This window comes from Candidatus Sulfotelmatobacter sp., from assembly GCA_036500765.1.
Taxonomy (GTDB): domain Bacteria; phylum Acidobacteriota; class Terriglobia; order Terriglobales; family Acidobacteriaceae; genus Sulfotelmatobacter.
This window is the reverse complement of the sequence record DASYBM010000016.1, coordinates 220,898-246,552: the sequence shown is the minus strand read 5'-3', so window position 1 is coordinate 246,552 and position 25,655 is coordinate 220,898. Positions and strand designations below refer to the sequence as shown.

Sequence of the window (25,655 nt, the reverse complement as noted above, 5' to 3'; positions counted from 1 at the left end):
GGACTCAGGTTTTTTCTTGTCTTCGGTTCCCACTGGAGGCCTAATCGACTTAGTTAATATACGGAGGCGTGCATGCGCGAACGTCTTGATCTCAAGGGACGATCCTATGTCTCACTTACCGACCGAGCTTTTGTAACAACGGCAGTTATCTTCGTACACGGGTTTTGGGGATGTCCGGAAAAAACCTGGATTCAATTCCAAACCCTAATGGACACTTCGCAGCAGACGGTTCCTTGGTGGGGATCTTACGATGCCTACTTCTACGCATACAAAAGCGAGAGTCAGATCGGGCCGAATGCGGCGTCTCTCCTAAGCTTCATCGGCAGCGTATATCCCTCGCCACAGTGGCGCGAAATTGGAGCGGACGCCGACCTGGCCACTCGAAAGTATAAGTTACTCATGCTGGTGGGACACTCCGAAGGAGGCGTCCTAATCCGGAGTGCAATTTTGCGCCGCGTTCAATCGCTCCAGCATGGGCCGCCGGGGGCTCGCCGGATTGAAGGTGACGGTATACTCAACGCAAACTTGAGACTCTTCGCTCCAGCATTTTGGGGAACCGTCATATCTGGTTACGCCGGCCTTTTGCTTCGAACCCCGGTACTCGGAAGCTTGGTTGAGTCTCGTCTCCACAAGTCAGCAGCCTATAAACAACTCGCAGATAGATCTCCCGTACTGAAGGACATCCGTGACCGCACCGTTTCGTTGGCCAAGAAGTACCCGGATGTTAGAGCGTTCCGAGCTAGGAGCTTGTTTCCTGATGACGACAAGATTGTTGGTGCAGAGGCTCTGGAGACGGATCCACCAGCCGACTATGAGAAGAACCAGACGCATTCAAGTATTTGTAAGCCGAACAGAAAGTACCTAAAGCCTTTGACATTTGTGAGGGACGATGATTACACACTCGCTGTCGCGTCGTGAGCTGAGCAGGTTTGAGGAGGGTTTTATCGGCCCTCGTAAGCGGACCTATCAGATCGCAATCGCACCTCGCCGATTCGACGCAATGGTGGACGTTGAGGCCATGATGTGGCTGCAGCTCGGGGCGGAACTGGAGATTTTCCGGCAGTCTGACGTGCGGGAACTGTTCGAGAAACACCGCGACAGGCTTCTCGGTTCAATGAAGTATCTGGAACGGGTAAAGGTGTCAAAACTTTTTCGAGGGGAAGCCGAAATTCTCTCGAAGCACATCGGAACCGAGGGGATCCCATTTATGGGGCATCCCCTTCAGGTCAATCCTCAACTGTTCGACTCCAGCTTGGTCTTGATGCTTTTTCACGAAGTGGGACGCTGCTTCCGAACGGGCGACTTAACGATGTGTCTTGCTTATTCCTCTTCCGGCAAATTCCAGCGCTACGTTAGGGAGAAGTGGAGCCCGGAGGCGATTCTGCGCGGGAAGCACTTGTCCGGTTTGAACTTGCTGATCTCACAGTGCCTAGGGTTCCTCGGTCACGCAGGAAGCCTCGAGGAACTTTGGGGCTACATGGCCTCTGTTTGCGAAAGCAACTACGCTTTAACTCAACTCCAGACGCGTGTCCGAGCGGCACATAACTGGCGTCTGGACTTGCACGATCCTAAAGTGCTAGAGAGGTTCGAGTCATTCGCCAGACTTTTGGTACAACGCGCTGACGAAGATGACGCCCTTGTTCGCATGGGATTCAATTCAGCCGATCTGGCAGCGGAGATAGAGGTCTTATGTGACTCGTGGTGCGGGAACGGTGGCTCGTTTCTTGCGGACGACGCTCCGGGGGGATCGTCCAAGCAGCAGAGGAACGCTGGAGCGGGACGCGCCGACAAGGCAGCCAACAAAGTGGCCGACAAGAAGAAGCCCCCTATGGCCGCCTAAGCTGGCCCCCGCACATCAGTACGAAAGAGTATTCCCGCTTTGTTCTCTGACGGGTGGGTTGCGGCGCTGACGATGCCAAGGAGGGGCAGCCGGGCCATCTCTATTTGAGCGGGATCACAGAAAGTTCACGGTGCATCGAGGTCCGTGGTTCCCACCCTTTCGCGAAGAACGCGAAAGGATGGGGCAGCCACTGTATTCTCCCTTCCAACATTTTGAAGGACGGCGCCACCCGCCGGAGTCATCGGATCGTCACTTGAATCTCCACTCGCTGGTCTTATGGGGCACTTCAAACTTTACGCCCGACTTGAGATGAACGATCTCGTAGTACCCGCTGTTCATGCCCATTGAGATATTCGCCGGGTGATCGGGGTGAAGAATGATGTCGATGTCGTCACCCTCTTTGAATTCAGAAGGCACGCTCAATCCCTCAGCCAAGTCGAAGACTAACTCTCGTGCACCGTCAAGGACCTGGAACGAAGCCGATCCAATCCATCCCATCTTGTAGTTCATTTGACGGATTTTACGCTTGATTTCGGCCGGGCGGAACCCCGGGGAAAATCGGTTAATCGAGGTTCGTGGTTCCCACCCTTTTGCAAAGAACGCGAAAAGGATGGGGCACCCACAGTTTAGTCTCTTCCTAACGTTTCAAACTGGAGGACGGGCCACCCCGCCTATCGGGGCTGTTTTGCTTTTTGCATCGTCAACGGCAGCGGACAGGAGTGTCCGCTCTACAGTGGCCAGGTCAAAGGCGTGCGGCCGAGGCGGCCGCGGCCACATGAGCGTTAGGCAACAAGTCATACTTCTCGCACAAGAATCCCCACTTCTCGCAAAGGACGCGAGAAATGGGGCACCCGGCAGATAGGTCTGGAAATCGAATCCGGGACGTCAAACATCACGGCAATGACAACCTCGAAACGCCACGTCAATGACAACAACAAGAACAACATCAGGAACAAAGTCAAAGGCAGCGGACAGGAGTGTCCGCTCTACACGGGCAAGGTCAAGAACGAAAAGCAGATTCCTCCTTCGTCGGAATGACAAGTAGGATTCGGAATGAGAAGTAGGATTCGGAATGACAAGTACGATTCGGGTTGAGAAATTAGGATAGAGGTGACAGGCCAGCCTCTTTGCCCGATAATTGTGGCGCTCGAATCGGAGGTTGGTGTAGGTAAATCTGTTGAGCGTCTGCCCTACCAAGGCGAGTCGGCGTCCGACCGGCTGGCTTACGAAAATTATTTGAAAGACGTGGAGCGTGGAAAGAGTCTGCTGCAACTCATTTCTCTGTAAGTAAGAACTGCCTCTGCGCGGCACTTCGTGCTAAAGTTTGCTCATGGAGATCCGAGTCAACGTTCCCGAGGAGTTGGCAACGCAGGCGCGGGAGCGCGGCGTGCCGGTGGAAACCTACGTCGAAGAACTGTTGGCTCAGACGGTCGCCTTCTCGGATGAGACAAGCCCGGAAGAGCCTCTCGTCCCGAAAAAACCTCGACTGCTCGTAGATGCTAAAACGCCGCGAACACCAGAACAGGTTCGCGCATGGCTCGAAGCGTTGGCGCAATTTTCCGACAAAATCCCCCCTCTGCCCGAAACTATCTCTCGAGAATGGATTTACCAGGATCACGACTAAATGCCCATTGCCTCGTGTTTGGTCGACACGAATATCCTGCTCCGCGCCGCCAGACGTTCCGATCCGCAATATGAAGTGGTTAACGTTGCTCTCGCCAAGCTCGTTCTAGACGCCACAATTCTTCACTACACTTCCCAGAATATTGCTGAACTGTGGAACGCGATGACGCGGCCCGCCGACAAAAATGGCTTTGGATTAACCGTCGCCGAAGCAGAGCGCGAAGTACGGGTGATCGAGGCTGGGATGAGTCTGCTGTCAGATAGCGAGGCGATTTACCGCGAGTGGCGAAGGATCATCGTGCGGCATGCCGTCACCGGTGTTCGCGTTCACGATGCGCGCCTTATCGCGGCGATGCATGTCCACGGTGTGAAACACATTCTCACCTTTAATGTCGCCGACTTCAAGCGATACGAAGACATCACTGTAACGCACCCGCGCGACTTGTAATAGCGGTATTTACGGGCTCTTCCGCCCGTCCGCTACGAAACCCGAGGCTGCCCCACCTTTCGCGGTGTTCGAAGGCGAAAAGCAGGTTCCTCCTTCGTCGGAATGACAGAGATTATGGAGTAGGGCGCTGCGCGGGCGGACGGGGGGGTCCGCAGCTTCATTTTGTCAAGTTGGTTTCCACAGATGTTGGATGGTCAGTTGACCTTGACTGAGAAAATTCTGGTCTCAATACTGGGAGGATGCGTGCGTGGTTGGCGCGGACGTGGGATTGGGGAGGAACAGTGATGGGTGAGGATTCGAAGTCGGGGAAGAGTGGGGATCACAGTTTGATTTTGCCTTGGTTGATGGCGGTGGCGGATCCGGGGGAGAAGTGGTGGAGGAAGTTGCGGGGGGATCCGAAGCGGTTGGGGGAAGTTTCGCAGGCGGCGTTTTTGCTGAAGGCGCGGACGTTGGGGTTCAGCGTGGCGGTGCCTTGGGGAGACAGCGAGCGCTATGACTTTGTGGTGTGGGCGAAAACAGGGCAGAGAATGTTGCGGGTGCAGGTGAAGGGGACGGGGAGGCTGCGTCTGCGGGGATATGAGGTGCAGCCGGTGCATTCGACGCGGGGGTGGGGGAAGAAGCGGTATACGAAGAAAGATATCGATGTGCTGGTCGGGCATGTACAGCCGCTGGATGTGTGGTATGTGATCCCGATTGAGGCGGTGGGGCGGGCGAAGAGCTTGCGGTTTTATCCGGATATCGAGAGCCGGAGGCCGATGTGGGAGAAGTGGCGCGAGGCGTGGCAGGTGTTGGGGTAGCGGACGGTTGGCTTCTGAAACGAGCGGGTGCAGTCTCTCTGCACCCGATTTTAGGATAGTGGTTCATTTTGGCTTGCGCGCCGCGCCCGATGAGTGAGAGATCCTTCGCTTCGCCTGAAAAACGGCTACGCTCAGGATGACAACCGCGACGAGGAAAATCCGGGAACGAGTGGGATGTTTCCCAGTTGGCGAGTGGCATCCCTTTCTGTCTGGGTGTACGCTCTCACGGTAAGAACTTTAGGAGGTTTTATGAAGCATCCGCAGAAACCCGCTGCGCTCCTCGTGCTGACTTTCACGCTGGTCCTGTCCGGCTACTCCGCTGCGCAAACTCAAATTGTCTGGCAGGGCCACACCTGGAATGTCACCAACGGCCCCATGGCCGGCGTGGCTCCCGGCAGTCCCAGCAATGTCACCATTGACTCGAACGGATACCTTCATCTGAACATCACCAACAATGCAGGGAAATGGACCGCCGGCGAACTTTTTATGGTAGATAATCTCGGCTTCGGAACCTACCAGTGGGTGGTCCAGGGAAATGTCTGGAGCATGGATCCGGTCACGGTGCTCGGCCTGTTCCCCTACGGACCGGCCAACGGAATCGGAGTTGATGGAACTAACGAAATCGACATTGAATTTTCGCAGTGGGATAACACCTGTTCCTGCAACGCCGACTTCACCGTCTATCCCTCGACCGGTCATCACCATAGTAAGTCGAGTTACAACCTTAATTTCACCGTCAGCAACGGAACGACTCTCACGACCGCGCGTATGCAGTGGAGTTCCACCAGCGTTGTCTTTACTCTGATGAGTGGAAATCAGCCCATCGGAACCACGGCCAATGTTCTGAAAACCGCCACTTATACATCCACGAACACGGCGAACATTCCGCAGCAGCCGATCCCGGTGGGCATGAATCTCTGGGCCTACAAAACCGTGCCTGCTACCAACCAGTCAGTGATCATTCAAAGCTTCCAGTACATGCCGTAAGTCGCGGGGGACCGGCTTCTGTCGCCGCTTCCTGGGTTCGGAAATGCTGGGTTCGAAAATGCAAAGTCAAAAGCAGCGGGCAAGAGTGCCCGCTCCACACTTACCAGCGGCCCGTCGTGCGGTAACTCCTTGCGGCGCAGGACTCTGCCCGTAAGTTACTGGGGCCCTGGGATCAATTTCCAGTCTCAATTTCGGGCAAAGATAAGGAGTAATCCGAATTTCACGAACTCAATTTGCGAACCACGAAAAAAAACATTTCCCAGATTCGGCTTGTGGCATCTGAGTTCAATCCTCTTTCAGAAATGAGGCTCACATGTCTCACAGAATCTTGTTGCTGCTTACCCTTGCGGCAGTCAGCGTCTCTGTCGCTGTTCCTCTTGCCGCCAATGCTCAAACACCCATTCAAATCTACGGATCGTGGCACTGTGGCAGTGACTATTGCACTTGGGCCTCGGTGCGCGACATGACCGATTTCGATACCGCCAATCACTGGATGATTGACCGCGGGGATGGCTCGGGATTGCCGTCGGTGAATCTGGTGGTGCTTAGTTTTGTGCAGCCTCTCAAACTGCTCGATAAGACGACCGACTCTGGCGACACGAACGGCGTGCCCGTGGGAATGAATGCGGCGGTGGTCAGTTACTTCACCAGCCACAATATCCGCGTGATGCTCTCCATCGGGGGCATAACCTACACCACGTATTGGGACCAGGCACTCTCGCAGAACGCCACGCAGTTGGGATTGAATGCGGCCGCGCTCGCCAAGAGCCTGGGAGTGGGTATTGAAATTGACTACGAGAACAGCTCAAGCCCGAACATCATCGGACTGCAAGCGTTCATTAACGCATACCGCTCGCAACTTCCCTATGATTCGACCGGAGCCAATCCCGCGGCGCGATTGACGATTGACCTGGCGGCGGGGGATCGGTATCTGATTGGCCTGGCACAGTATGCCACCGCCAATTGGCTGCAAACCTCTAATCCGGTATTGGACTATGCCAATGCCATGGTGCCGAACAAGCAGCCCGGCACTTCGGCCGCCGAGTCGAACTGGCAGGAACATATCGACGGCAAGCCGCAGTACAGTCCGCCGATTGGGCCGCTGGCTCCCGCCAAATTTACGGGCAGCGTCTACCTCGTTACCGGAACCAGGCCCGCGCCCGAGTGTAACAACTTTAGCGCTTCGCTCGAGAACAGCACCGGGACTTATGTACAAACGGTCGCGCCGAATGGCGCCGGCGCCACCGACGGCATGCTGGGCTACATGTTCTGGGCAGCCGAGTGCCAGGGAACGCGCACGGTCTGCACAACTCCGCCCAATACCTGCGAAAGCGGGGTCGGTACCGGAGCTAAGACCTATAGCATTCCAATTCCGATGCCGGCGTTGCGGCAGAACTGAAGGCGCGGGATGGCACAGTTGCAGACGAAAAAGGATGCCCCAACCGTTGTTCTTTGACGGGTAGGGCATCCCGTTTCGTCATTTTCGTCGTTCGCTTAGCGAGTGCCGTCTTTCGCGTCGTTTGCGAAAAGGCATGCTACCCTCAACTCCGCCGACCGTGGGTTGGAACCTGAGCGTGAACGGTCGTCGTGCCCACGCTTCGAAATGCGCGAAGCGTGGGGCAGTCGATTTCGTGCCATGCTGAAGGAAGGCCGCGCGCGCTTTGTGGACTCCCATTATTTTTCACGGATTTTTTATCTTCGGGGAAACGAATTTGTGGTTTGATGGGGAAAATTCATTCTCCGCTCAGGAGAATCCCCCATGTTTGGAAAAACGCATCGAAAAATACTTCGCAAGTTGCCCACCTTATTTATTGCCCTCACAACCTTGGTTTGTTTGCAGGTTTCAATCGCGTTGGCCGACGGTAATGTGAAAAAGGTCAACCACATTATTATCGTGATGCAGGAAAACCATTCGTTCGACAATTATTTTGGAGCGCTGGCGTATGCGCCAGGGAGTCCGTATCACAATGGCAATGGGTCGTGCGCGAGCAGCGACCACACTTGCGTCGATGGCCTGACCTGCACGCTGAACGGCACCACATGGAATTGCACGAACTCCAATCTCGACGACGACGGTTCAACCGTCAACGCCTTTAAAGCAACCAGTCGCTGCGTGATACCCGACCTGGATCATTCGTGGTTGGGAACGCACAACGAGATGAATTTCGAGAGCCCAAACAAGACGCTGACGAATCCGTTGAGCGACGGCTTCGTGCGGCAGAACGATCTCACCGAGCAGATTGACAACGGAGAGAATCCCACCGACGACCAGACTATTTCGTTTTACAACCAGGATGATCTGCCGTTTTATTACGGGCTGGCGCAGAATTTTGCGATCAGCGATCGTCAGTTCGCAGCGGTTCTGGGGCCGACCTTTCCGAACCGGTCTTATCTGATGACGGCCACGTCGTTCGGGCATCTGACGACCGACGACACCATTCCGCCGATCGTTGGGTATAAACCGATTACGGGCACGATCTTCGATAAGCTCGACAGTCACGGCATTTCCTGGGCCGATTATTTTGAGGACGTCACGCAAGACGACAGCTTCCGGCCGTTCGATCTGGCGCATAATCTGCCGCTGGCCACTTTTTTTCTACAGGCGGCGGGAATTGGGACGTTGCCGCAAGTATCGTTCGTGGACCCGAACTTCGGAACCCTCGGCAACGCGCTGGAGGATGACGAGCACCCGCCCACCGACATTCAGCGCGGGCAGTATCACGTGTCGAATGTGATCAACGCGGTGCGCAATGGGCCATTCTGGAAAGACTCGATCATTTTTGTTTTATACGACGAGCATGGCGGGTTTTACGATCATGCCAAGCCTCCGCGGGCGCCGCAGAATGGCGCGCGCACGCCGGACGGAATTTTTCCCGGACAGTGCGAGGATCTTTCGTTTCCGCCTTTCAGCGAGCAGCCCGGCGGGGGAGCGGAATGTTCGTGGAATTTCGTCAGCACGACCGACACCACGCTACTGGATGCGGAGGCTTTGTGTCCTGAGCTGACCAGCGATCCGACCGGGCCATTTCCCGCGAGCTGCGCCGCGTTCGATCAGCTCGGAGTGCGGGTGCCGCTGATCGCGGTATCGCCGTTCTCGAAACCGTCGTATGTTTCGCACACGGTGGGAGATCATACGTCGCTGCTGGCGTTGATCGAGAAGCGCTTCCTGTCGTCGACCACGACTGTGCACCTCACCAAGCGTGACCAGTACGCCAACGATCTGGAAGGGATGTTCGACTTCGACCATTCGCCTTCGCTGAACACTGCCGTGGGTTCGGCGCAGCCGCCGCAAAATGACTGCACTCCGGCGCCGACGCCGGGGGAACGGAAAGTACGATAGCTCGTTAGACGAGTGGCGGGTTAACAGCCCGCCACTCGTCATTCGTCATTCATTCGCCGTTCAACCACCGTTCAACCCGTGGGAAGCGTTAAGCCGTTTCGTGGGCGTGCATGTACGCGCGCAGGATGGCGTTGATGCGGGTCTGGTAGCCGGGGTGTTGGCGGAACCAGCGGAGCAGGTCGGCATCGAGGCGCATGGTCACGATTTCTTTTGGGGTGGGCATGACGACCTTGGCGTGCTTCCAGAAGGCAGCATCGGTAGGGCGGGCGTCGGGGTCGGCGAGGATGGCGCGGCGTATCTCGGCAGGAGTCTGGCGGCGCAGGCGGTTCCAGTCGGTGCCGGTCGCGCTTTTGCGGGCCGATCCGTTATCTTTCGACCGTTTGCCAATAGCGGCGGCGTTCGTGCGGCTCGGAGCGCCACGCCGAGATGATGCGCCGGGCTTCCTCACTAAACTTGTCTTTTGCGTCGGCATAAATGAGCGTAATCTCCCAGCCCGTTGACTAATCCGATAGCGTAAATCCGATCCTCGCCATAGTCGAAACGGTCGTCCGGAGTTTCGACTGTTGGGCCTTCGAAGATTCTCACCGCATCCTCGAAGGCGATGCCGTGCAATCGGACGTGGCGGGCATTCTTTTCTTCATTCCAAGTGTAGCGCATAATATGTATTTACACAATGTAAATATGGACGCGCTTAATAATCACGTCAAGAACATTTGGTCAGCGAACCAGCGCTCAGATGTTTTGACCCGGATTCCTCTGTCAAGTCCATTTTCGTAGGCATTCGCCGTCCACGAAAGTGGACGTTTCTTCCACAGCCTAAGCTCAACAAACCACATCATCGCGAAAATCACGCCTATATGTATCAATTATTTGACGCTGGCCATTTCGTGCCTTTCCCACAGTGTTCCCGCAGGAATATTCGCGAAGCTCGACTGCACTTTGACAGTCGTTGGATGAATCCTGTGAAATGAAGTTCGAGCGAACCAAGCACATGTCTTCTTCCAGCACAGTTCTCGTCACTGGCGGATCGGGATTCATCGGTTGCCATTGCATACTGCAACTCCTTAATACGGGCTATCTCGTGCGCACCACGGTGCGGAGCCTGAAGCGCGAGGGTGATGTGCGCGCCATGCTGAAGGTTGGCGGAGTCGAGGCGGGCGATCGCCTGTCGTTGGTCGCGGCTGATCTTGAAAAGGATGCGGGGTGGCCAGAGGCCGTGGCGGGCTGTGAGTATGTGCTGCATGTGGCGTCGCCGTTTCCGCCGGGTGTTCCCAAGCATGAGGATGAGTTGATTGTGCCGGCGCGCGAAGGGGCGCTGCGGGTTTTGCGTGCCGCGGCTGGAGCCGGAGCGAAGCGCGTGGTGCTGACATCGTCGTTTGCGGCGATTGGCTATGGGCATCCGGCGCAGAGCGCTCCTTTCACCGAGAAGGACTGGACTGACCCGAATGGCGACGACGTGACTGCGTATGCGAAATCGAAAACCCTGGCGGAGCGGGCGGCTTGGGATTTCATCGCCGAGTCCAACGCAAAGGGCGGCGCGCTGGAATTGTCAGTGGTGAATCCGGTGGGCGTATTTGGGCCGGTCCTAGGGCCCGATTATTCGACATCGATTCTGTTCGTGCAGCGATTGATGGACGGCGCCGTCCCCGGAGTACCTCGCTATTATTTCGGCGCTGTGGACGTGCGCGATGTCGCCGATTTGCATTTGCGAGCCATGACTCATCCGGCGGCGAAGGGCGAGCGCTTTCTCGCGGTCGCTGGCGATTTTATATCGGTGCTCGACATGGCGAAGATGCTGAAGTCCGGCATGGGTGTTGCGGCCAAACGAGTGCCGACGCGGCAACTCCCGAACTGGATGATACGACTGGCTGCGCTGCGCGATCCGGCGGTGAGGGTGATCGTGCCCGAACTTGGGAAGGTAAAGAACGCGAGCAATGAAAAGGCCAGGCGTGTGCTGGCCTGGGCGCCACGATCGAACGAAGAGGCGATTGTGGCCACGGCGGAAAGTTTGGTGCGGCTGGGCCTGCTGAAGGAAGGCGCGAAGACAGTAGCCTGACACATCCGTTTACCGGACTCCTCATTCCGGCCAATGTTTATGAAAAAAGACTTTCACTCGCCACTGCCGACGGTGAATATGGCGGCGCGGCTGGTGGCAGGTGATTGGGGTGTGAAATCGCCGGATTGCGGGAAGATGGCATGAATAGTGCTGGGGACGGGGAAATATACAGGGACTCCACCAAACGGACAAGTCTGCACCGCCTCACCGCGAGCCGAAAGGTACCGGCCCCAGGGTACGGCCGGACGGCGGAGAATCGGATCGCGAAACTGAGATGCGGCGGGGAAATGCGTAGGTTGTCGAAATCAGCCGCCGCCGTATATCCGACGGCCGAGTAAGGTTTTTTGGAGGGCGATCTACTACATTCGCATCATCCATCGGCGACCAAAACCTGACGGCCAGACGCAGGCGGCGCGAGCTACTTTGAACTACAAAGCCCCAGCATAGATTAACTAGCCACCATTCACTAACCACGAACAACCTGAGACGAATAATCCCGTTCACTCTTTCTTAGAGATTGCATCAAAACGAGGCGCCTGGTGTGAAGCGGCGCGCTTGGGAGCCTCGGATTGAAATATTGTTCGACAAGAATCTGCAGCATGCTGCTACCGCCATTTGCGGCAGCTATGTTCTCCGCAACTAGTCTTAGCCAGACAGCAATATTCGGGCCGGAAGCGCTGCTTCCGGATGCGCCCAGCCCCTATACCGCCATGCCAAGCTTCGACGTATCTTCTCTGCCCACGGGTACGTTTGATCGAGATGCGTTGGAGGAGGGTACTTTCGATCGAGATACAGACCAGGATCCAGCGTCGTCAGTCACGAAACAGCCATCACGACAAGATGAAGGACTGGTCAAGCGATCGGTGAAGCGAACCCTCGAAGACCAGAGGGATATTTACCTGGCGCCCTTAAAGCCCTCGAATTTCAGGTGGGATCTGCCAGTGCTGGCGGGGGCTGCAGTTTTTTTTGTGACGGACCATCGCATCGAAAACAGTTTGCCGGGTGGACACTACACGTTCTATCAGGACTCTTCCGACGTAGCGATTGCGGCGCTGGGGAGTACGCTGGCGGGGGTGTGGCTCTATGGGATCAAGACCGATCATCCGCATGCGAAGGAAACCGGAGAGATTGAACTGGAGACTCTGGTGAACACGTTCCTGATCTATACGCCCATGCAATTCATCGCAGCACGGCAGCGTCCGGGAGAAGGCAATGGGCACGGCGACTTCTTGCGCCACTCGGCGATTAATACATCTTTCCCCGGCGGACACGCCATGTTCACGTGGGCCATGGCCACGGTGGTTGCGCAGGAATATCCGAAGCCATGGATACAGGTGCTGAATTACACGGCGGCGCTGACGGTGACGACCACGCGCTTTTTGGCGCGCGACCACTGGGCTTCGGACATGTGGGTGGGAGCGGCGCTGGGGGTCGCGATTGGGACACATGTATTCCATGCACGTTGCGATCCGGGGTTGAGCGCGTCCTGCGAGCGCCATCACGAAAAGATGCTGAAGCGCAAAGAGAAATTGGCGAAATCACCGCTTGCCGCGTGGCCCAACCACAAGCCAATGGAACTCTACGACGACGAGTCTTCTATTGGACGGCCGATCTCCCAGTGATGTCCGAAGGGATCGACGACGCGGCCGATGCGCCAGCCGTGTTCCTCGACGACGGCATAGACTTGCGAGGCGCCGGCTGCGAGAGCGCGAGCGAAGAATGCATCGGGATCGGCTACAGTCAGGATGATGCGGACGGAACAGCCGCCCAGGGTTTGCGGGCTGAAGTTGAAATGTTCGGGAGACTCGTCACCCACCCAAAACTCTGCGCCTTCGACGGAGAGCCTTGCGATGACGCTGCCGCCGGCGTCGAGGCGAAAAACTTCGACGGCTCCGAAGGCGGACTTGTAGTAGTCAACGGCGTGGGCGCTGTCGCGGACTGAGAGCCAGGGAGCGATGGTGGTGGGGATTGCAGCGAGCTTCGGCATAGTTCTAATAGCTTCTGCGCGAATGGGAGTCAGGTCAAGTTTGCAAAATTCACCCCACTCTAAGGGGGAAGCTCTACGGCTCCGCGCAGCATGATAAAATCCTCGAACCTCAAGGCTGGCGCGGGTTTGTGCCTTCTGTGCCGGCCTGAAACCTCTCTCCCGGAGGCTGTCGATGTTCTCCCGCTCCCTGTCATTTCTGCGCGCGATATCCTTCTTGATCTGTTGTTCTATGGCAGGCGTTCTGATGCCGTTCGCGTTTGCGCAACAAACACGGTCCAACCTGCCCAACCATCTTTCGAAACGCGTCGTAGGCGACTACGGATATTGGAGCAAGTATCAGACTCCGCCATACGGCGCGGCGCAGATTCCCTACCAGAAGCTGACGCACATCAATCATGCCGGAGTATCGTTCGACGCGACGGGTACGCTGTCGATTCCGTCGGGATTCATTGAGCCGGAACTGAATGACATGGCACACGCCGCGGGCGTGAAAGTGCTGCTGCTGCTGGGCGGAGACTTCGTGGGAGTGGAGAGCAGCGGCACCAAGCAGATGCTGGTCGACAACATTGCATCCGTTGAAAAGCAGTATGGCTACGATGGGGTTGACATGGACTGGGAGTATCCGGAGAGTAGCGGAGACCGTCAGTTCTTGGTGGAACTGATGGCGGGACTGCGGCAGTCGAATCCGGATTATGTTTTATCGATCGACGCCGCGCCGTGGGGCGGGTATGGATACGATCTGCTGCAACTAAAACTTTCTCTCGACTACTTCAATATTATGATGTACGACTGCGCGGGGCCGTGGACGGCGCACGGGCAGCTCAATTCGCCGATCTTTTGGGATCCGCATAATCCCGCGCCTTACGAGTGTCAGCCGGGAGGAAGCGTGGACGAGACTGCCACGTATTTTCTGGGAGAGGTCTCGGGCGCGCAGCTCACGATGGGGACTCCTTTCTACGGGTATTACTACGCCAACATCCATCATCTTTTTGGACTGTGCCCGAATGCGGCATTCACCGACGACCAGGAATGCGATAACACGGTGAAGAGCGGAAATTACGGGACCTCGATCAAGCCGATGATCAACCGGAATGGATGGTACCGAACCTACGATCCGATTGCACTGGTTCCCTATCTGCTCCGGGAAGATGGCAGCAACGGTTACATTACTTATGATGACGCTTTCTCGACCTACTACCGCGTCTGGTATTCGGATTGGCAACGCGGGCTGGGTGGGACGTTCATGTGGTCGCTCGACGCGGACTATGATGGGCACTCGCAGGACTTGCTGGACGCGATGTATGGGGCGTCGGTGGCCGGGAAGTGAGTCCAAGATCAGGGGACGGCGCGTGAGTTGGGTGGTGGTTTGGGCCTTGGTTAATTTGGTTTTACGCGCGGGCCGGTGGTGCGGGAGATCCTTCGCTTCGCCTGAAAAACGGCTCCGCTCGGGATGACATCGCTGCTCTAAAAACAGAGACTGCCGCCCTACCGCGGTCTGAATAGGTTTGACCGGTGGTAGCCAACGTGTTATAAATGGCCGTTTTGCGCTGGTATGCCGGGACTGGAGGCCTATTCTCCAGTTCGGTTTTGCGGCATAGCTGCTTGCGTTATTTCCAGCACGAAATCCGACGCGGCCAAGCTCCAACACTCCTTATAAGTCTTGCGGTGGAAGCGTGTTCGGAATTCCAGAAACAGAATTTCCCAGGCTCGATTGGGCGTCCTCATGGTTGAAGTGTGAACTGTGATCCGCGAGCGTGGATGCTGATCTGGAAGGCGATGCCTCAACACGTTCGTATATACCTAGGAACCGTTTTATTTCGGAGGACTCATTTATGCGCACCTGGCTTGCCACCGCCGCGTTGGTCACGCGCCGCGTGGCTACAAGACTTTTCGCAGTTACTGCGCTGCTCACCGTCGGCGCATCTACGGCCCTGGCTCAACCGGAGGGCGCAGCCGTCGGCGGCGAAGCTTCGCTCAAACTACCCGACCTTTCTTCGGTCAGCTTTTTCAATGGCGCGATTGATGGCCACAAGCTGCTGCTGATTGGAATTTTGTTCTGCCTGTTCGGACTGGGCTTTGGCATGGCGATCTTCATGCGGTTGAAGAATCTGCCGGTGCACCGGTCGATGCGCGAGATTTCGGAATTGATCTATGAGACGTGCAAGACTTATCTGGTGACGCAGGGCAAGTTCATACTGCTGCTGTGGGCATTTATTGCGGTGATTATTGCGGCTTACTTTGGGTGGCTGGCGCCGGTGCCGGGGAAATCGGTGGCGCTGACGCTGCCGATTATTTTGGGATTCAGTCTGGTCGGAATTGCTGGCAGCTATGGCGTGGCGTGGTTCGGCATTCGCGTGAATACGTTTGCGAATTCGCGGACGGCGTTCGCTTCCCTGCCGGGCAGGCCGTATCCCGTGTATCAGATTCCGCTGGAGGCGGGCATGAGCATCGGAATGATGCTGATCAGCGTGGAGTTGCTGATCATGCTGTTCATTCTGTTGTTTATTCCTGGGGACTATGCGGGGCCATGCTTCATTGGATTCGCGATTGGAGAGTCGCTGGGCGCCGCGGCGCTGCGAATTGCGGGGGGAATTTTCACGAAGATCGCCGACATCGGGTCAGATCTGATGAAGATTGTTTTCAAAATTAAGGAAGATGACGCGCGGAATCCGGGAGTGATTGCCGATTGCACGGGCGATAATGCAGGCGACTCGGTGGGGCCGTCGGCGGACGGGTTTGAAACTTATGGCGTGACGGGCGTGGCGCTGATCACGTTCATCCTGCTGGGCGTGAGAGATTCCAACGTGCAGGTGCAGTTGCTGGTATGGATTTTTGTGATGCGCGTAATGATGCTGGTGTCGAGTGCGGTGTCGTACTTCCTGAACGGAGCCATTGCCAAGGCGAAGTATGGGTCGGCGAACGAGATGAACTTTGAAGCGCCGCTGACTTCGCTGGTGTGGCTGACTTCGATCATTTCGATCGCAATGACTTACGGAATTTCTTATTACATCATTCCGGAACTGGGCAGCGATGGCACGCAGTGGTGGAAGCTGGCGACGATTATTTCTTGCGGTACGCTGGCGGGCGCGGTGATTCCGGAACTGGTGAAAGTATTCACTTCGACGGAATCGCGGCATGTAAAAGAAGTGGTGAGGTCGGCGGAAGAAGGCGGCGCGTCGCTGGGAATTCTGTCGGGGTTCGTGGCGGGAAATTTCTCCGGCTACTATCTCGGCTTAGCGATGATGATGCTGATGGCGCTTGCGTATTACATGAGCACGATGGGACTGGCGGTGGCGGCGGGCATGCTGGCTCCGGCGGTTTTTGCGTTCGGGTTGGTGGCGTTTGGATTTCTGGGCATGGGTCCGGTTACGATTGCGGTGGATTCTTACGGTCCCGTGACGGACAATGCACAGTCGGTGTATGAACTTTCGCTGATCGAGGCGGTGCCGAACGTGGTGGCCGAGGTGCAGAAAGATTTCAACGTCAGCGTCGATTTCGAGCGGGCGAAGCATTTGCTGGAAGCGAATGACGGCGCGGGAAATACGTTTAAAGCGACGGCGAAGCCGGTGCTGATCGGAACGGCCGTGGTGGGCGCGACGACGATGATTTTTTCGATCATCATGAGTTTGACGCACGGGCTTACGCTCGACGTGGCGAAGCTTTCTCTTCTCTATGCGCCGTTTTTTCTGGGACTGATCACTGGCGGCGCGATGATTTACTGGTTCACCGGCGCTTCGACTCAGGCTGTAACTACGGGAGCTTATCGCGCGGTTGAGTTCATCAAGGCGAATATTAAACTCGAAGGCGTGGAGAAGGCTTCGGTGGAGGACAGCAAGAAAGTGGTGGCCATCTGCACGAAGTACGCGCAGAAGGGCATGTTGAACATCTTCATTGCGGTGTTCTTTGGGACGCTGGCGTTTGCGTTTGTGGATCCATTTTTCTTCGTGGGTTATTTGATCTCGATTGCGATCTTCGGCTTGTATCAGGCGATTTTTATGGCCAATGCCGGCGCGGCTTGGGACAATGCCAAGAAGATTGTGGAAGTCGAGATGAAGCAGAAGGGGACACCGCTGCACGACGCTACAGTCGTTGGCGATACCGTGGGCGATCCGTTTAAGGATACTTCGTCTGTGGCGTTGAACCCAGTGATCAAGTTCACGACGTTGTTCGGGCTACTGGCGGTGGAGTTGGCTGAGAGCCTGAAGCCGGGGGGGAATGCGTCTGCACTGACGATTGGCCTGGCGGTGGCGTTCTTTCTGGTTTCATTCACGTTCGTGTACCGGTCGTTTTACGGAATGCGGATCAAATCGGAGTAGAAGACGGCCAAGAAAGATCAACGCCATCCGAAAATTCGGATGGCGTTTTTATTTGGCGGAGAGAGTTCGCGGACCTCAGCGGCTAAAGCCGGCATCGGTTCTGCGGCTTACGGCACGACTGAAGTCGTACCTTCCCGTTTTCATTCGTTCCCGTTCGTGCCCTTCCCCGTGGAACCGTGTTTACGATTCGGACAATTTTCTAGCGCCAATCTCGCTCGCGGCGGTCGCGATTTACGTCGCGGTATTCGCGGCGGAGTTCGCGGCGCTCGTGGCGGGCAGCGCGATAGTTGCCGTAGTAAAGGTCGCGGCGCAGTTCGCGGCGATCATGTGCGATATTGCGATCGTCGTGGCGGATATCGCGGTTCAGACCTCGGTCGCCATCCCAGGCCAGCGCCGGGGCTACGCCCATTCCGACTAAAAGAAGAATCCCAGCTATCGCGCGTTTCATATGTTTTCCTCCGACCGCAATTCGCGGCTACAGAGTTAAACACCGGGAGTGGGGAGGAGTTGCGGTCTGCGGTTTGGTGAGCTGCGGGCTGGTGACGAATGCCCCCGCTTTGGCGGGGGCAGGGCGGACGGGGCGTCCGCCCCTCCACGAACTTTTCTAGTTCGGGCCTTTCATCTTTTCTTTCACGCTGTGGGCGAGCTTTTCGATTTCTTCGGCTTTCTTGATTACGTCGAGGGAGAGGACATTTTCGTCGGACTTGTCGACGGATTGTTTGAGTTCGACGGACAACTTCAGCAATTTGTCGGTATCGTGCTTAAGGGCGGCGGCGCGCTCTTTGGCGGCTTTCTTGAGCATATCGCTGGAAATGCGATCGCGAGCTTCATCATCATCGGTACCGGGCGGGTTGACGTCGTGGGTGGGTTGCGGCGGAGACGACTGGCGCGTCATCTGCGCAAAGCCGGGAAAGGCGAAGACCAATAGGAATATCGCCCATACGAGATGGTGTCGCATGGAAACCTCACAGAGAGTCAATGGACAGTGTTCTCAAGAAAATTATACTTCGGCGGATACGAGAATGGCCGTGGAGCGGGCGCGGAAAAAGCAGGTCCCTCCACTGCGCTTCCCCTTCCTTGCGGGAAGGGGAAGCTTCGGTCGGGATGACAAATCAATGGCAGTCGGGATGGATTGATAAACCGATGGATTGGATCGCAGCGGTCGCGGTTACAGGGCGCTCATGTTGGCTAAGAACTCTCCGTTCGATTTTGTTTTGCCCATACGTTCGACGAGAAGTTCCATCGCTTCAACCGGGGAGAGCGGATTCAGAACTTTGCGCAGGACCCAGATGCGTTGCAGGTCTTCTTTAGGGATGAGCAGTTCTTCTTTACGGGTGCCGGAGCGTTGAATGTCGATGGCCGGGAAAACGCGTTTGTCGACGAGTTTGCGCTCGAGGATGATTTCGCTGTTGCCGGTGCCTTTGAACTCTTCGAAGATCACGTCGTCCATGCGGGAGCCGGTGTCGATCAAGGCGGTGGCGATGATGGTGAGTGAGCCGCCTTCTTCGATGTTGCGGGCGGAGCCGAAGAAACGCTTCGGACGCTGAAGGGCATTGGAATCGACGCCGCCGGAGAGGACTTTGCCGCTCGGCGGGACAATCGTGTTATAGGCGCGGGCGAGACGGGTGATGGAGTCGAGCAGGATCACGACATCGCGCTTATGCTCGACTAATCTCTTAGCTTTTTCGATCACCATTTCGGCGACCTGGACGTGGCGGGCGGCGGGCTCGTCGAAGGTGGAGGAGATGACTTCGCCCTTGACTGAGCGCTGCATGTCGGTGACTTCTTCCGGACGCTCGTCGATCAGCAGGACCATCAAGACGACTTCAGGATGATTGGCGGTGATCGAGTTGGCGACGTTCTGTAGGAGCATGGTCTTACCGGCGCGCGGGGGAGAAACGATGAGGCCGCGCTGGCCTTTGCCGAGAGGCGTGAGCAGATCCATGACGCGGGCGCTGGCGTTCTCGCGGGTGGTCTCAAGCTTGAGGCGCTCCTGCGGATACAGCGGCGTCAGGTTGTCGAAGAGAATCTTGTTGCGGGCTTCATCGGGCGATTCGAAGTTGACGGCTTCAATCTTGACGAGAGCGAAATATTTTTCGCCTTCGTGGGGCGGGCGCACCTGTCCGCTGATGGTGTCGCCGGTCTTGAGGTCGAATTTGCGGATTTGTGAGGGCGAGACGTAGATGTCGTCCGGCCCGGGAAGGTAGTTGTAGTCGGGCGAGCGGAGAAAGCCGTAGCCGTCAGGCAGGATTTCGAGGACGCCTTCGGCAAAGATGTGGCCTTCTTTTTCGCTCTGCGCCTGGAGGATTTTGAAGATCAAGTCCTGCTTGCGCATACCGCTGGCACCGGGCAGATCCAAGGTCCTTGCGATCTTGGTCAGCTCGGTGATGTTCTTTTCTTTCAGTTCAGCAATGGTCATGATTCACCTGAACCCGCGCACTAGAACCTATTCGGTAGTGTCGGCGGGAGATTTTCAAAAGGAGGGGACGCAGGGAAGACGCAAATACCACGAGGCAGGAAGGCGGGGCTGGGTTAAGCAGCCCGCCGTTGTGCCTCAGCAAAATTCTCTGGTTCCGACAAAACTTCTTGCCGCTCCGAGTCAGCGATGCGGTCGAGTACGCCGTTCATCGTTTCCTGGATTCTGGTACTGGGCCGATGGAACTTCCGCGTGGCCTTGGAGGCAAGCTGACAGAGCATATAACGATTCCGCAAAGTCTGTAAAGCGTCAAACACACGATCAGAGCGCATGTGCCTTGATTCTCCTTACTTTATGATTTGGTGGCCTTCCGCATTCGTCCTTTGCGAGGAGGGCGACCTGGACCGGACAGAAGGGCCTAAGTCACTGATTCCCAGTAAGTTGTAAAGGAGTTAGCGTAAAAACTCACTTTTGAATAGATGCTTGACAGGACGCCGAAGATGCTCGATTTTCTGGGCTTCGCTTGACAGGCGCAGAAAGAGTAAAACAACCTGGAAGCTCCCGGATGTCCTAGAACTGCTTAATTTAGCTGTATGCGGGAGAGAGGTCAAGTAATTATTTAAGAGCGGGCGTAAAAATTGGTAAAGATCGGCAACAGCAGTGAAAAGCAGACGAATGTTTTGTAATCCGCGAGGCGCTCCCTTAAGCGTACTCAGGATTCCTCTGTGCTGCGGGAGTTTTGTGATACCGGGTCGACAGTATATCCGACTACAGGATTTCCCTATTGACAGAATTGCAGGACAAGATCAATATTCATGCGTTTTATTAAAACCTTTCAGTACGGGGTGCCCCCATGACAGGCCGAATCGGGTTTCCTGCCTCCTCTCGCCTTCTGTGTCACACCTTTCTGGTTGCTTGCCCTTTGGTTGTAGCCAATCTGGCGCAGGCGGCCAGCGCTTACATTCGGGTTAATCAAGTCGGCTATGTTGAAGGCTCCACTAAGCGCGCTTATCTGATGGCCAGCGCGGCAGAGACCGGAGCAACCTTCGCGATCAAAAACTCGAGCGGAACCACGGTTTATTCAGCTTCGGTGGGAACGAGTGTGGGAGCCTGGGGAACTTACGCGGACGTTTATGCGCTCGATTTCGACTCAGTATCGACCGCCGGAACCTACACGATTTCGGTGGCTTCGCCGATCGCGGCGACATCGCCGGCTTTCAAGATCGACACGGCCGCGAACCTATACGACACGCCGCTGGCCAATTCGCTCTTCTTTTATGAATCGGAGCGAGACGGGCCGAACTACATTGCGAATGCGCTGCGCAGCTCACCGGGGCACCTGAATGATGAGAGTGCGACGGCCTACTTCACGCCCACTTTCAACAAGAAGGACAATGCCGGCCCGCTGACGCCGACCGGCGCGGTGTTGGACGCATCCGGCGGCTGGTGGGACGCGGGCGACTACATGAAGTTCGTAGAAACGCACAGTTACACGGTTGCGATGATGTTGATCGGGGTTCGCGATTTTCCGGCGCAAATGGGGTCGGGATCATCGACGTCGAACTTTACCGCGGAAGCGCAATTCGGGCTGGACTGGCTGCAAAAGATGTGGGTCGACAGCTCGAAGACACTCTACTACCAGGTGGCGGTGGCGTCGGGCGGCCACAGCTATGTGGGCGATCACGACATTTGGCGGCTGCCGCAGGCCGATGACGACTATCAGAGTTGCGTGTCGCCGTATGAGTACATCTGTCACCGGCCGGTATTTCAGAACACGGCGGGAGGCGCGGGAGCATCGATCAGCCCCAACCTGGCGGGACGGCTGGCCGCCGATTTTGCGCTCTGCTACAAAGTATTTGCCGCCAGCAACGTCACCTATGCGAATCAGTGCCTGCTCTCGGCAGAACATATTTTCGATTTGGCGAATACTTCACCGAGCGGAAATCTGCTCACCGCAGGACCGTTTGATTTTTATCCGGAAGTCGAGTGGCGCGACGATCTGGAACTGGGGGCGACGGAGTTGTACTTCGCGCTGGAAGGCGCAACCAACCTGCCGGCCGGACTGCCGCATACGAGCGCAACGTATTATCTGCCGCTGGCCGCAACCTGGGCCAATGCTTATATCACCGGTCCGAATGATGCGGCCGATACGTTGAATCTTTACGATGTAAGCGGCCTCGCGCATTTCGAGTTGTACCGTGCCTTTGTGCTGGCCGGAAATCCGACGGGGCTGGCGACCTCGGAAGCCGCGCTGCTGGCGGACTTGAAGAAGCAACTGGACAAAGGTGTCACGCAAGCCGGCAAAGATCCTTTCGGTTTCGGATTTCCGTGGAACACCTACGACACTACCTCGCACGGCGGCGGCCTGGTGGTAATGGCGAACGAGTACGACAACCTGACCGGTTCGACCACCTACGCGGCCTACGGAACCCGCTGGCAAGCTAACGTGCTGGGAGCGAATGCCTGGGGAACGTCGTTGCTGGTCGGCGATGGCGACACTTTTCCGCTCTGCATGCAGCATCAAGTCACGAACATTGTAGATGTACCGCCCAACGGACCGCCGTTCCTGCTGGGCGCTGGGGTGGAGGGTCCGAACTCGGCCGCAGCCAAGGGAACGCTCTCGGGCATGGTAGCGTGCCCGCCGAATGGGGTCGACCAATTCGCGGTCTTCAACGGGAACGGCGCGGTGTATCAGGACAATGTGCAGTCTTACTCGACCGTAGAACCAGCCATCGATCTCACAGCCTCATCTTTTCTTGGCTTCGCCTGGGAGATTGCGGGAGCTCCGTCGGGCACTCCGTAATTCAACTTCGAAGGGGGCGCCGTGGTATCAGCCACCGCGCTCCTTGTTTCCTTCTGTGTTTGTCCTAACCCCGCTACCGTAAAGGCGGCGGCTCAGCCTTGCTGTGGAAAATTCAAGGAGAGACTCATGACACGAAAGATAGCGGTGCAGCTCTGTGCCGGCATGGCGATTCTGTTTTTGTCGGGACTGCCAGGCATGGCCCCAATCGCGAACGCACAAACGCAGATGCAAATCTATGGCGCCTGGCATTGCTATACGGACGGTTGCAGCTGGGCCTCGGTTCCGAACATGACCACCTTCGATACCGACAATCACTGGATGATCGATCGCGATCTGAACAACACATATTCGCCGTCGGTCAACCTGGTGATTCTGAGTTTTGTGGATCCCGACAAGCTGATGAATCTCACGACCGATTCGGGCGACGTCAACGGCATTCCCGTCGGCATGAATACGGCGGTGATCAACTATTTTCAGAGCCGCGGCGTGCGGGTGATGATGTCGATTGGGGGAGCCAGTTACCGGAAAAATTGGGACAAGGCGCTCGGCAGCAATCCGACTCAGCTCGGCATTAACGCTGCGAATGCGGCCAAGCAATTCAACGTGGGGATGGAAATCGATTACGAAAACAGCAGCAGTCCGAACTTGAGCGGACTGCAACAGTTCGTCAGCGCATATCGCTCACAGATTCCTTATGACGCAACCGGGGCGAACTATGCCGCGCGCCTGACCATCGACCTCGGAGATGGCGATACGTATCTGACCAAGCTGGCCGGTTATGCGGTGACCAATTGGTTGCAGACCAGCGCGCCGGTGCTGGATTACGCCAATGCCATGGTGGCGACGCAGAAGACGAGCGTTTCGACTCTGGAATCGGGATGGCAGCAGCATGTGGATGGCGACGGGACAGCGGTTGGGCCGATGGCGCCGGCAAAGCTAACAGGAAGCTTGTGGTTGGTCGGCGGCCAACCGAATTGCGATAACTTCAGCAATTCGGACCAGAATACAGCTGCGAGTTTTGTGGAAACTCTAGCGCCTGCGGGCGCGGGGACGAGCGAGGGGATGCTGGGATACATGTTCTGGGCGGCGGGGTGCCAAGGCAACGGTACGGGCTGCACGTTCCCGCCTAACACATGTCAGCTAGGAATGGGCGGAGCTATGACGGCTTTCAACGTTCCAGTTCCGATGCCGGCGCTGCGGCAGAACTGAGAATCGCCGGAAGCCAACTGCTGTACACTCGCGGGGCGGATCATTCGACCTGACTCATGGGAAGCTGCGTCCGCCCTTCGCCCCTACTGCCCTGCAACGCTCCACTCCTTTACGCGCAACTAGCGTGCTGTCGACGATATTTCCCAGGGCGTAGGCTGCAAAGATTCAGCGAGCCCAATCGTTCTGTTACAAGTCCGGATGCATCCAATGCTAAATATGACAGCTGAGGGAAATCGCGCGCGCGTTCAAGTGATTGATCCGGAAACCGCAGTTCATAACTCGAGGCAGCTTCATTGGTGGCTGGAGCAACTAGTGGCTCGGAAGGGCAGCGATCTGCTGCTGGTTTCGCATGCGGCGGCGGCGGTTCGCGTGGAGGGTGCACTGGTTGCCGTCGGCGATAGCCCGTTGACGGGGGATGAAATTGAGGCTGCGGTGCTGCCGGCGCTGGCGGAACATGCGCGGGAAGAGTATGAGCGCAACAAGATTGCGGATTCGTCGTATCGAGCCGAAGGGTTGGGAAGGTTCCGCATTAATCTGCATCGCGAGCGCGGACTTGCGGCGGCGACGGTGCGAGCGCTGCCGTCGAAAGTGCCGGGGCTCGACGAGCTTAAGTTGCCGTCGGGGGTGGGGGCTCTGGCCAGGTTGCAGCGCGGGCTGGTGATAATTGGAGGAGCGACTGGGTCGGGTAAAACCACGACGCTGGCTGCACTGGTGAACGAAATGAATCAGCACGATGCGCGGCACATTGTCACGATCGAAGATCCGATCGAGTACGAGCATGCGCATAACTTGAGCGTGATCGAGCAGGTGGAAATCGGGATTGATGCGCCGGACTTCCCTACCGCGCTGCGAGCGGCCATGCGGCAGGCGCCGGATGTGATCGTGGTCGGCGAGATGCGGGATCCGGAGACGGCGAGGATTGCGCTCTCGGCGGCGGAGACTGGGCACCTGGTATTTACTACTTTGCATACGACCGACGCGGCGTCGACGGTCTCGCGTATTGCGGATTCGTTTCCGCAGGAGCGGCAACACACCGTCCGCGCTGAGATGGCGATGGCGTTGGCGGCCATGATGACCCAGACGCTGATTCCACGGAAGAATGGCGGGCGCGTGCCGGCTGCGGAGTTGCTGATGGTGGGGTATGGGGCGCGGCAGCATATCCGCAAGAATGCGTTACAGCATTTGCAGCAGGAGATCACGATTACGCGGAAACAAGGGTCGTTCACGCTGGAGGAGTCGCTGGCGCTGCTGGTCACTCAGAACGATCTGGGACGCGAAGAGGCGATGGTGCGGGCGCTGCATCCGGAGGATCTGGATGTGATGTTGAAGGCGAAGGGATTCTAGGGTGCTTTTCCACCAGCAGACCAAATCCCAGTTCTCGCGAAGAACGGCGAGAAATAGGCCAACCGGTTCGATAGCGTTCCAAATTTTATTGCGTGGTTTCGAATTCCATGTTTTCGTCGACGGAGAGCTGGGCGGGGGTGCCTGAACCGTCGTCGCCGTTGCGGGTTGCGATTACTTTGAAACTGCCGGCGCTGGTTTCGATTTCGTAGGAGTATGGAGGGCGCTGGCGGGCGACGCTGATGTCATTATTCGAGATCAGTTCATCGAGGGAGACGTATTTGCCTTCGGCGGCGAAGTGGCGTCGCTCGGCCTGGGCGATGCTGATTAGATCGCTGCGGACGCCGGTAATGTTGATGGCGGCCTTTGGGTTATTGGCACCAGCTTCGGCCGAAGAACTCTGCATCTGCCTGGAATAGATGTACATGCCGATCGCCATCGCCATGACTACGCCAAGAAAACCAAACATGCGGCCCATAGGTCTCTCCCGGA

At 56.8% G+C, this 25,655-nt stretch carries 25 protein-coding genes; 17 read left to right on the top strand and 8 right to left on the bottom strand.

Translation table 11 applies throughout. From position 1 onward, the window contains the following. Positions 1-72: 72 nt before the first annotated feature. On the top strand, positions 73-918 hold the full coding sequence (locus tag VGM18_18155) for a hypothetical protein (GenBank protein HEY3974936.1): 846 nt from the start codon (positions 73-75) through the stop codon (positions 916-918). After that, positions 890-1,840 (top strand): hypothetical protein, encoded by a 951-nt coding sequence (locus tag VGM18_18150; protein ID HEY3974935.1) that lies wholly within the window; start codon positions 890-892, stop codon positions 1,838-1,840. Before VGM18_18155 ends, VGM18_18150 begins: the two co-directional genes overlap by 29 nt. Positions 1,841-2,089: 249 nt before the next feature. Here the strand turns inward: VGM18_18150 and VGM18_18145 are convergent, their stop codons facing one another. Then, entirely contained in the window at positions 2,090-2,350 is a 261-nt protein-coding gene (locus VGM18_18145; GenBank protein HEY3974934.1) for a hypothetical protein, read from the bottom strand. A gap of 390 nt (positions 2,351-2,740) precedes the next feature. Here VGM18_18145 and VGM18_18140 point away from each other — a divergent pair, with 390 nt between their 5' ends. The 8 genes from VGM18_18140 to VGM18_18105 all read left to right on the top strand — a co-directional run bounded on the left by VGM18_18140 (position 2,741) and on the right by VGM18_18105 (position 9,035). Then, complete coding sequence (locus VGM18_18140) at positions 2,741-2,878, top strand: hypothetical protein (GenBank protein HEY3974933.1); 138 nt, start codon at positions 2,741-2,743, stop codon at positions 2,876-2,878. Between the two features lie 102 nt (positions 2,879-2,980). Next, positions 2,981-3,127 carry a hypothetical protein gene (locus tag VGM18_18135; protein HEY3974932.1) on the top strand — a complete coding sequence of 49 codons (147 nt, stop codon included), beginning with the start codon at positions 2,981-2,983 and terminating at the stop codon, positions 3,125-3,127. Between the two features lie 43 nt (positions 3,128-3,170). Then, positions 3,171-3,464 (top strand): hypothetical protein, encoded by a 294-nt coding sequence (locus tag VGM18_18130; protein HEY3974931.1) that lies wholly within the window; start codon positions 3,171-3,173, stop codon positions 3,462-3,464. Continuing rightward, positions 3,465-3,911: a type II toxin-antitoxin system VapC family toxin gene (locus VGM18_18125; protein ID HEY3974930.1), complete on the top strand. Its 447-nt coding sequence runs from the start codon at positions 3,465-3,467 to the stop codon at positions 3,909-3,911. It abuts the gene before it with no gap. Between the two features lie 284 nt (positions 3,912-4,195). Further along, positions 4,196-4,708, top strand: coding sequence for a group I intron-associated PD-(D/E)XK endonuclease (locus VGM18_18120; protein ID HEY3974929.1), 513 nt, complete (start codon positions 4,196-4,198; stop codon positions 4,706-4,708). A gap of 249 nt (positions 4,709-4,957) precedes the next feature. Further along, entirely contained in the window at positions 4,958-5,695 is a 738-nt protein-coding gene (locus VGM18_18115) for a glycoside hydrolase family 16 protein (protein HEY3974928.1), read from the top strand. 313 nt (positions 5,696-6,008) lie between these two features. Beyond that, a complete protein-coding gene (locus VGM18_18110) occupies positions 6,009-7,094 on the top strand; it encodes a hypothetical protein (GenBank protein HEY3974927.1) in 1,086 nt (361 codons plus the stop codon). Between the two features lie 360 nt (positions 7,095-7,454). Then, on the top strand, positions 7,455-9,035 hold the full coding sequence (locus VGM18_18105; GenBank protein ID HEY3974926.1) for an alkaline phosphatase family protein: 1,581 nt from the start codon (positions 7,455-7,457) through the stop codon (positions 9,033-9,035). Between the two features lie 88 nt (positions 9,036-9,123). Here VGM18_18105 and VGM18_18100 read toward each other — a convergent pair whose 3' ends face one another. Together VGM18_18100 and VGM18_18095 are read right to left on the bottom strand one after the other, a co-directional pair. Continuing rightward, the gene (locus VGM18_18100; GenBank protein ID HEY3974925.1) at positions 9,124-9,507 is read right to left on the bottom strand and encodes a BrnA antitoxin family protein; all 384 of its coding nucleotides are present in this window, start codon (positions 9,505-9,507) and stop codon (positions 9,124-9,126) included. Then, a complete protein-coding gene (locus VGM18_18095) occupies positions 9,483-9,692 on the bottom strand; it encodes a BrnT family toxin (protein ID HEY3974924.1) in 210 nt (69 codons plus the stop codon). The genes VGM18_18100 and VGM18_18095 overlap by 25 nt, the downstream gene beginning before the upstream one ends. A gap of 310 nt (positions 9,693-10,002) precedes the next feature. Between VGM18_18095 and VGM18_18090 the strand changes: the two genes are divergently transcribed. Then, positions 10,003-11,091, top strand: a complete 1,089-nt coding sequence (locus VGM18_18090) for an aldehyde reductase (protein ID HEY3974923.1) — start codon at positions 10,003-10,005, stop codon at positions 11,089-11,091. Positions 11,092-11,690: 599 nt separating this feature from the next. Further along, on the top strand, positions 11,691-12,713 hold the full coding sequence (locus tag VGM18_18085) for a phosphatase PAP2 family protein (protein ID HEY3974922.1): 1,023 nt from the start codon (positions 11,691-11,693) through the stop codon (positions 12,711-12,713). Here the strand turns inward: VGM18_18085 and VGM18_18080 are convergent. Next, positions 12,671-13,078, bottom strand: a complete 408-nt coding sequence (locus VGM18_18080) for a VOC family protein (protein ID HEY3974921.1) — start codon at positions 13,076-13,078, stop codon at positions 12,671-12,673. The two genes, VGM18_18085 and VGM18_18080, sit on opposite strands and share 43 nt — an antisense overlap. A gap of 244 nt (positions 13,079-13,322) precedes the next feature. Here VGM18_18080 and VGM18_18075 point away from each other — a divergent pair, with 244 nt between their 5' ends. Both VGM18_18075 and VGM18_18070 read left to right on the top strand, forming a co-directional pair. After that, complete coding sequence (locus tag VGM18_18075) at positions 13,323-14,405, top strand: glycoside hydrolase family 18 protein (GenBank protein ID HEY3974920.1); 1,083 nt, start codon at positions 13,323-13,325, stop codon at positions 14,403-14,405. A 505-nt stretch (positions 14,406-14,910) separates the two neighbouring features. Next, positions 14,911-17,394: a sodium-translocating pyrophosphatase gene (locus tag VGM18_18070; protein HEY3974919.1), complete on the top strand. Its 2,484-nt coding sequence runs from the start codon at positions 14,911-14,913 to the stop codon at positions 17,392-17,394. A gap of 199 nt (positions 17,395-17,593) precedes the next feature. Here the strand turns inward: VGM18_18070 and VGM18_18065 are convergent, their stop codons facing one another. The 3 genes from VGM18_18065 to rho form a co-directional block, all read right to left on the bottom strand. Further along, positions 17,594-17,842: a hypothetical protein gene (locus tag VGM18_18065; GenBank protein ID HEY3974918.1), complete on the bottom strand. Its 249-nt coding sequence runs from the start codon at positions 17,840-17,842 to the stop codon at positions 17,594-17,596. Positions 17,843-17,998: 156 nt separating this feature from the next. After that, positions 17,999-18,352 (bottom strand): hypothetical protein, encoded by a 354-nt coding sequence (locus VGM18_18060; GenBank protein HEY3974917.1) that lies wholly within the window; start codon positions 18,350-18,352, stop codon positions 17,999-18,001. A gap of 210 nt (positions 18,353-18,562) precedes the next feature. After that, positions 18,563-19,813, bottom strand: a complete 1,251-nt coding sequence (rho, locus tag VGM18_18055; protein ID HEY3974916.1) for a transcription termination factor Rho — start codon at positions 19,811-19,813, stop codon at positions 18,563-18,565. 850 nt (positions 19,814-20,663) lie between these two features. On the opposite strand from rho, the gene VGM18_18050 reads away from it, so the two are divergent. The 3 genes from VGM18_18050 (at position 20,664) to VGM18_18040 (ending at position 25,166) form a co-directional block, all read left to right on the top strand. Further along, positions 20,664-22,613 carry a glycoside hydrolase family 9 protein gene (locus VGM18_18050; protein ID HEY3974915.1) on the top strand — a complete coding sequence of 650 codons (1,950 nt, stop codon included), beginning with the start codon at positions 20,664-20,666 and terminating at the stop codon, positions 22,611-22,613. A gap of 126 nt (positions 22,614-22,739) precedes the next feature. Next, positions 22,740-23,822: a hypothetical protein gene (locus VGM18_18045; protein ID HEY3974914.1), complete on the top strand. Its 1,083-nt coding sequence runs from the start codon at positions 22,740-22,742 to the stop codon at positions 23,820-23,822. Between the two features lie 207 nt (positions 23,823-24,029). Further along, positions 24,030-25,166, top strand: a complete 1,137-nt coding sequence (locus VGM18_18040) for a PilT/PilU family type 4a pilus ATPase (GenBank protein ID HEY3974913.1) — start codon at positions 24,030-24,032, stop codon at positions 25,164-25,166. 85 nt (positions 25,167-25,251) lie between these two features. On the opposite strand, the gene VGM18_18035 is transcribed toward VGM18_18040, so the two are convergent. Beyond that, a complete protein-coding gene (locus VGM18_18035) occupies positions 25,252-25,641 on the bottom strand; it encodes a hypothetical protein (GenBank protein ID HEY3974912.1) in 390 nt (129 codons plus the stop codon). Between the last annotated feature and the right edge of the window lie 14 nt (positions 25,642-25,655).

What these genes read in the sequence shown, in the direction of transcription:
- VGM18_18065 (HEY3974918.1), bottom strand. Translation starts at nt 17,842, where the DNA reads ATGAAACGCGCGATAGCTGGGATTCTTCTTTTAGTCGGAATGGGCGTA.
- VGM18_18140 (HEY3974933.1), top strand. Translation starts at nt 2,741, where the DNA reads ATGACAACCTCGAAACGCCACGTCAATGACAACAACAAGAACAACATC.
- VGM18_18075 (HEY3974920.1), top strand. Translation starts at nt 13,323, where the DNA reads ATGCCGTTCGCGTTTGCGCAACAAACACGGTCCAACCTGCCCAACCAT.
- VGM18_18070 (HEY3974919.1), top strand. Translation starts at nt 14,911, where the DNA reads ATGCGCACCTGGCTTGCCACCGCCGCGTTGGTCACGCGCCGCGTGGCT.
- VGM18_18150 (HEY3974935.1), top strand. Translation starts at nt 890, where the DNA reads ATGATTACACACTCGCTGTCGCGTCGTGAGCTGAGCAGGTTTGAGGAG.
- VGM18_18035 (HEY3974912.1), bottom strand. Translation starts at nt 25,641, where the DNA reads ATGGGCCGCATGTTTGGTTTTCTTGGCGTAGTCATGGCGATGGCGATC.
- VGM18_18115 (HEY3974928.1), top strand. Translation starts at nt 4,958, where the DNA reads ATGAAGCATCCGCAGAAACCCGCTGCGCTCCTCGTGCTGACTTTCACG.
- VGM18_18045 (HEY3974914.1), top strand. Translation starts at nt 22,740, where the DNA reads ATGACACGAAAGATAGCGGTGCAGCTCTGTGCCGGCATGGCGATTCTG.
- VGM18_18105 (HEY3974926.1), top strand. Translation starts at nt 7,455, where the DNA reads ATGTTTGGAAAAACGCATCGAAAAATACTTCGCAAGTTGCCCACCTTA.
- VGM18_18090 (HEY3974923.1), top strand. Translation starts at nt 10,003, where the DNA reads ATGAAGTTCGAGCGAACCAAGCACATGTCTTCTTCCAGCACAGTTCTC.
- VGM18_18095 (HEY3974924.1), bottom strand. Translation starts at nt 9,692, where the DNA reads ATGCGCTACACTTGGAATGAAGAAAAGAATGCCCGCCACGTCCGATTG.
- VGM18_18100 (HEY3974925.1), bottom strand. Translation starts at nt 9,507, where the DNA reads ATGCCGACGCAAAAGACAAGTTTAGTGAGGAAGCCCGGCGCATCATCT.
- VGM18_18145 (HEY3974934.1), bottom strand. Translation starts at nt 2,350, where the DNA reads ATGAACTACAAGATGGGATGGATTGGATCGGCTTCGTTCCAGGTCCTT.
- VGM18_18110 (HEY3974927.1), top strand. Translation starts at nt 6,009, where the DNA reads ATGTCTCACAGAATCTTGTTGCTGCTTACCCTTGCGGCAGTCAGCGTC.
- VGM18_18080 (HEY3974921.1), bottom strand. Translation starts at nt 13,078, where the DNA reads ATGCCGAAGCTCGCTGCAATCCCCACCACCATCGCTCCCTGGCTCTCA.
- VGM18_18125 (HEY3974930.1), top strand. Translation starts at nt 3,465, where the DNA reads ATGCCCATTGCCTCGTGTTTGGTCGACACGAATATCCTGCTCCGCGCC.
- VGM18_18120 (HEY3974929.1), top strand. Translation starts at nt 4,196, where the DNA reads ATGGGTGAGGATTCGAAGTCGGGGAAGAGTGGGGATCACAGTTTGATT.
- VGM18_18060 (HEY3974917.1), bottom strand. Translation starts at nt 18,352, where the DNA reads ATGCGACACCATCTCGTATGGGCGATATTCCTATTGGTCTTCGCCTTT.
- VGM18_18040 (HEY3974913.1), top strand. Translation starts at nt 24,030, where the DNA reads ATGCTAAATATGACAGCTGAGGGAAATCGCGCGCGCGTTCAAGTGATT.
- VGM18_18130 (HEY3974931.1), top strand. Translation starts at nt 3,171, where the DNA reads ATGGAGATCCGAGTCAACGTTCCCGAGGAGTTGGCAACGCAGGCGCGG.
- rho (HEY3974916.1), bottom strand. Translation starts at nt 19,813, where the DNA reads ATGACCATTGCTGAACTGAAAGAAAAGAACATCACCGAGCTGACCAAG.
- VGM18_18085 (HEY3974922.1), top strand. Translation starts at nt 11,691, where the DNA reads ATGCTGCTACCGCCATTTGCGGCAGCTATGTTCTCCGCAACTAGTCTT.
- VGM18_18050 (HEY3974915.1), top strand. Translation starts at nt 20,664, where the DNA reads ATGACAGGCCGAATCGGGTTTCCTGCCTCCTCTCGCCTTCTGTGTCAC.
- VGM18_18155 (HEY3974936.1), top strand. Translation starts at nt 73, where the DNA reads ATGCGCGAACGTCTTGATCTCAAGGGACGATCCTATGTCTCACTTACC.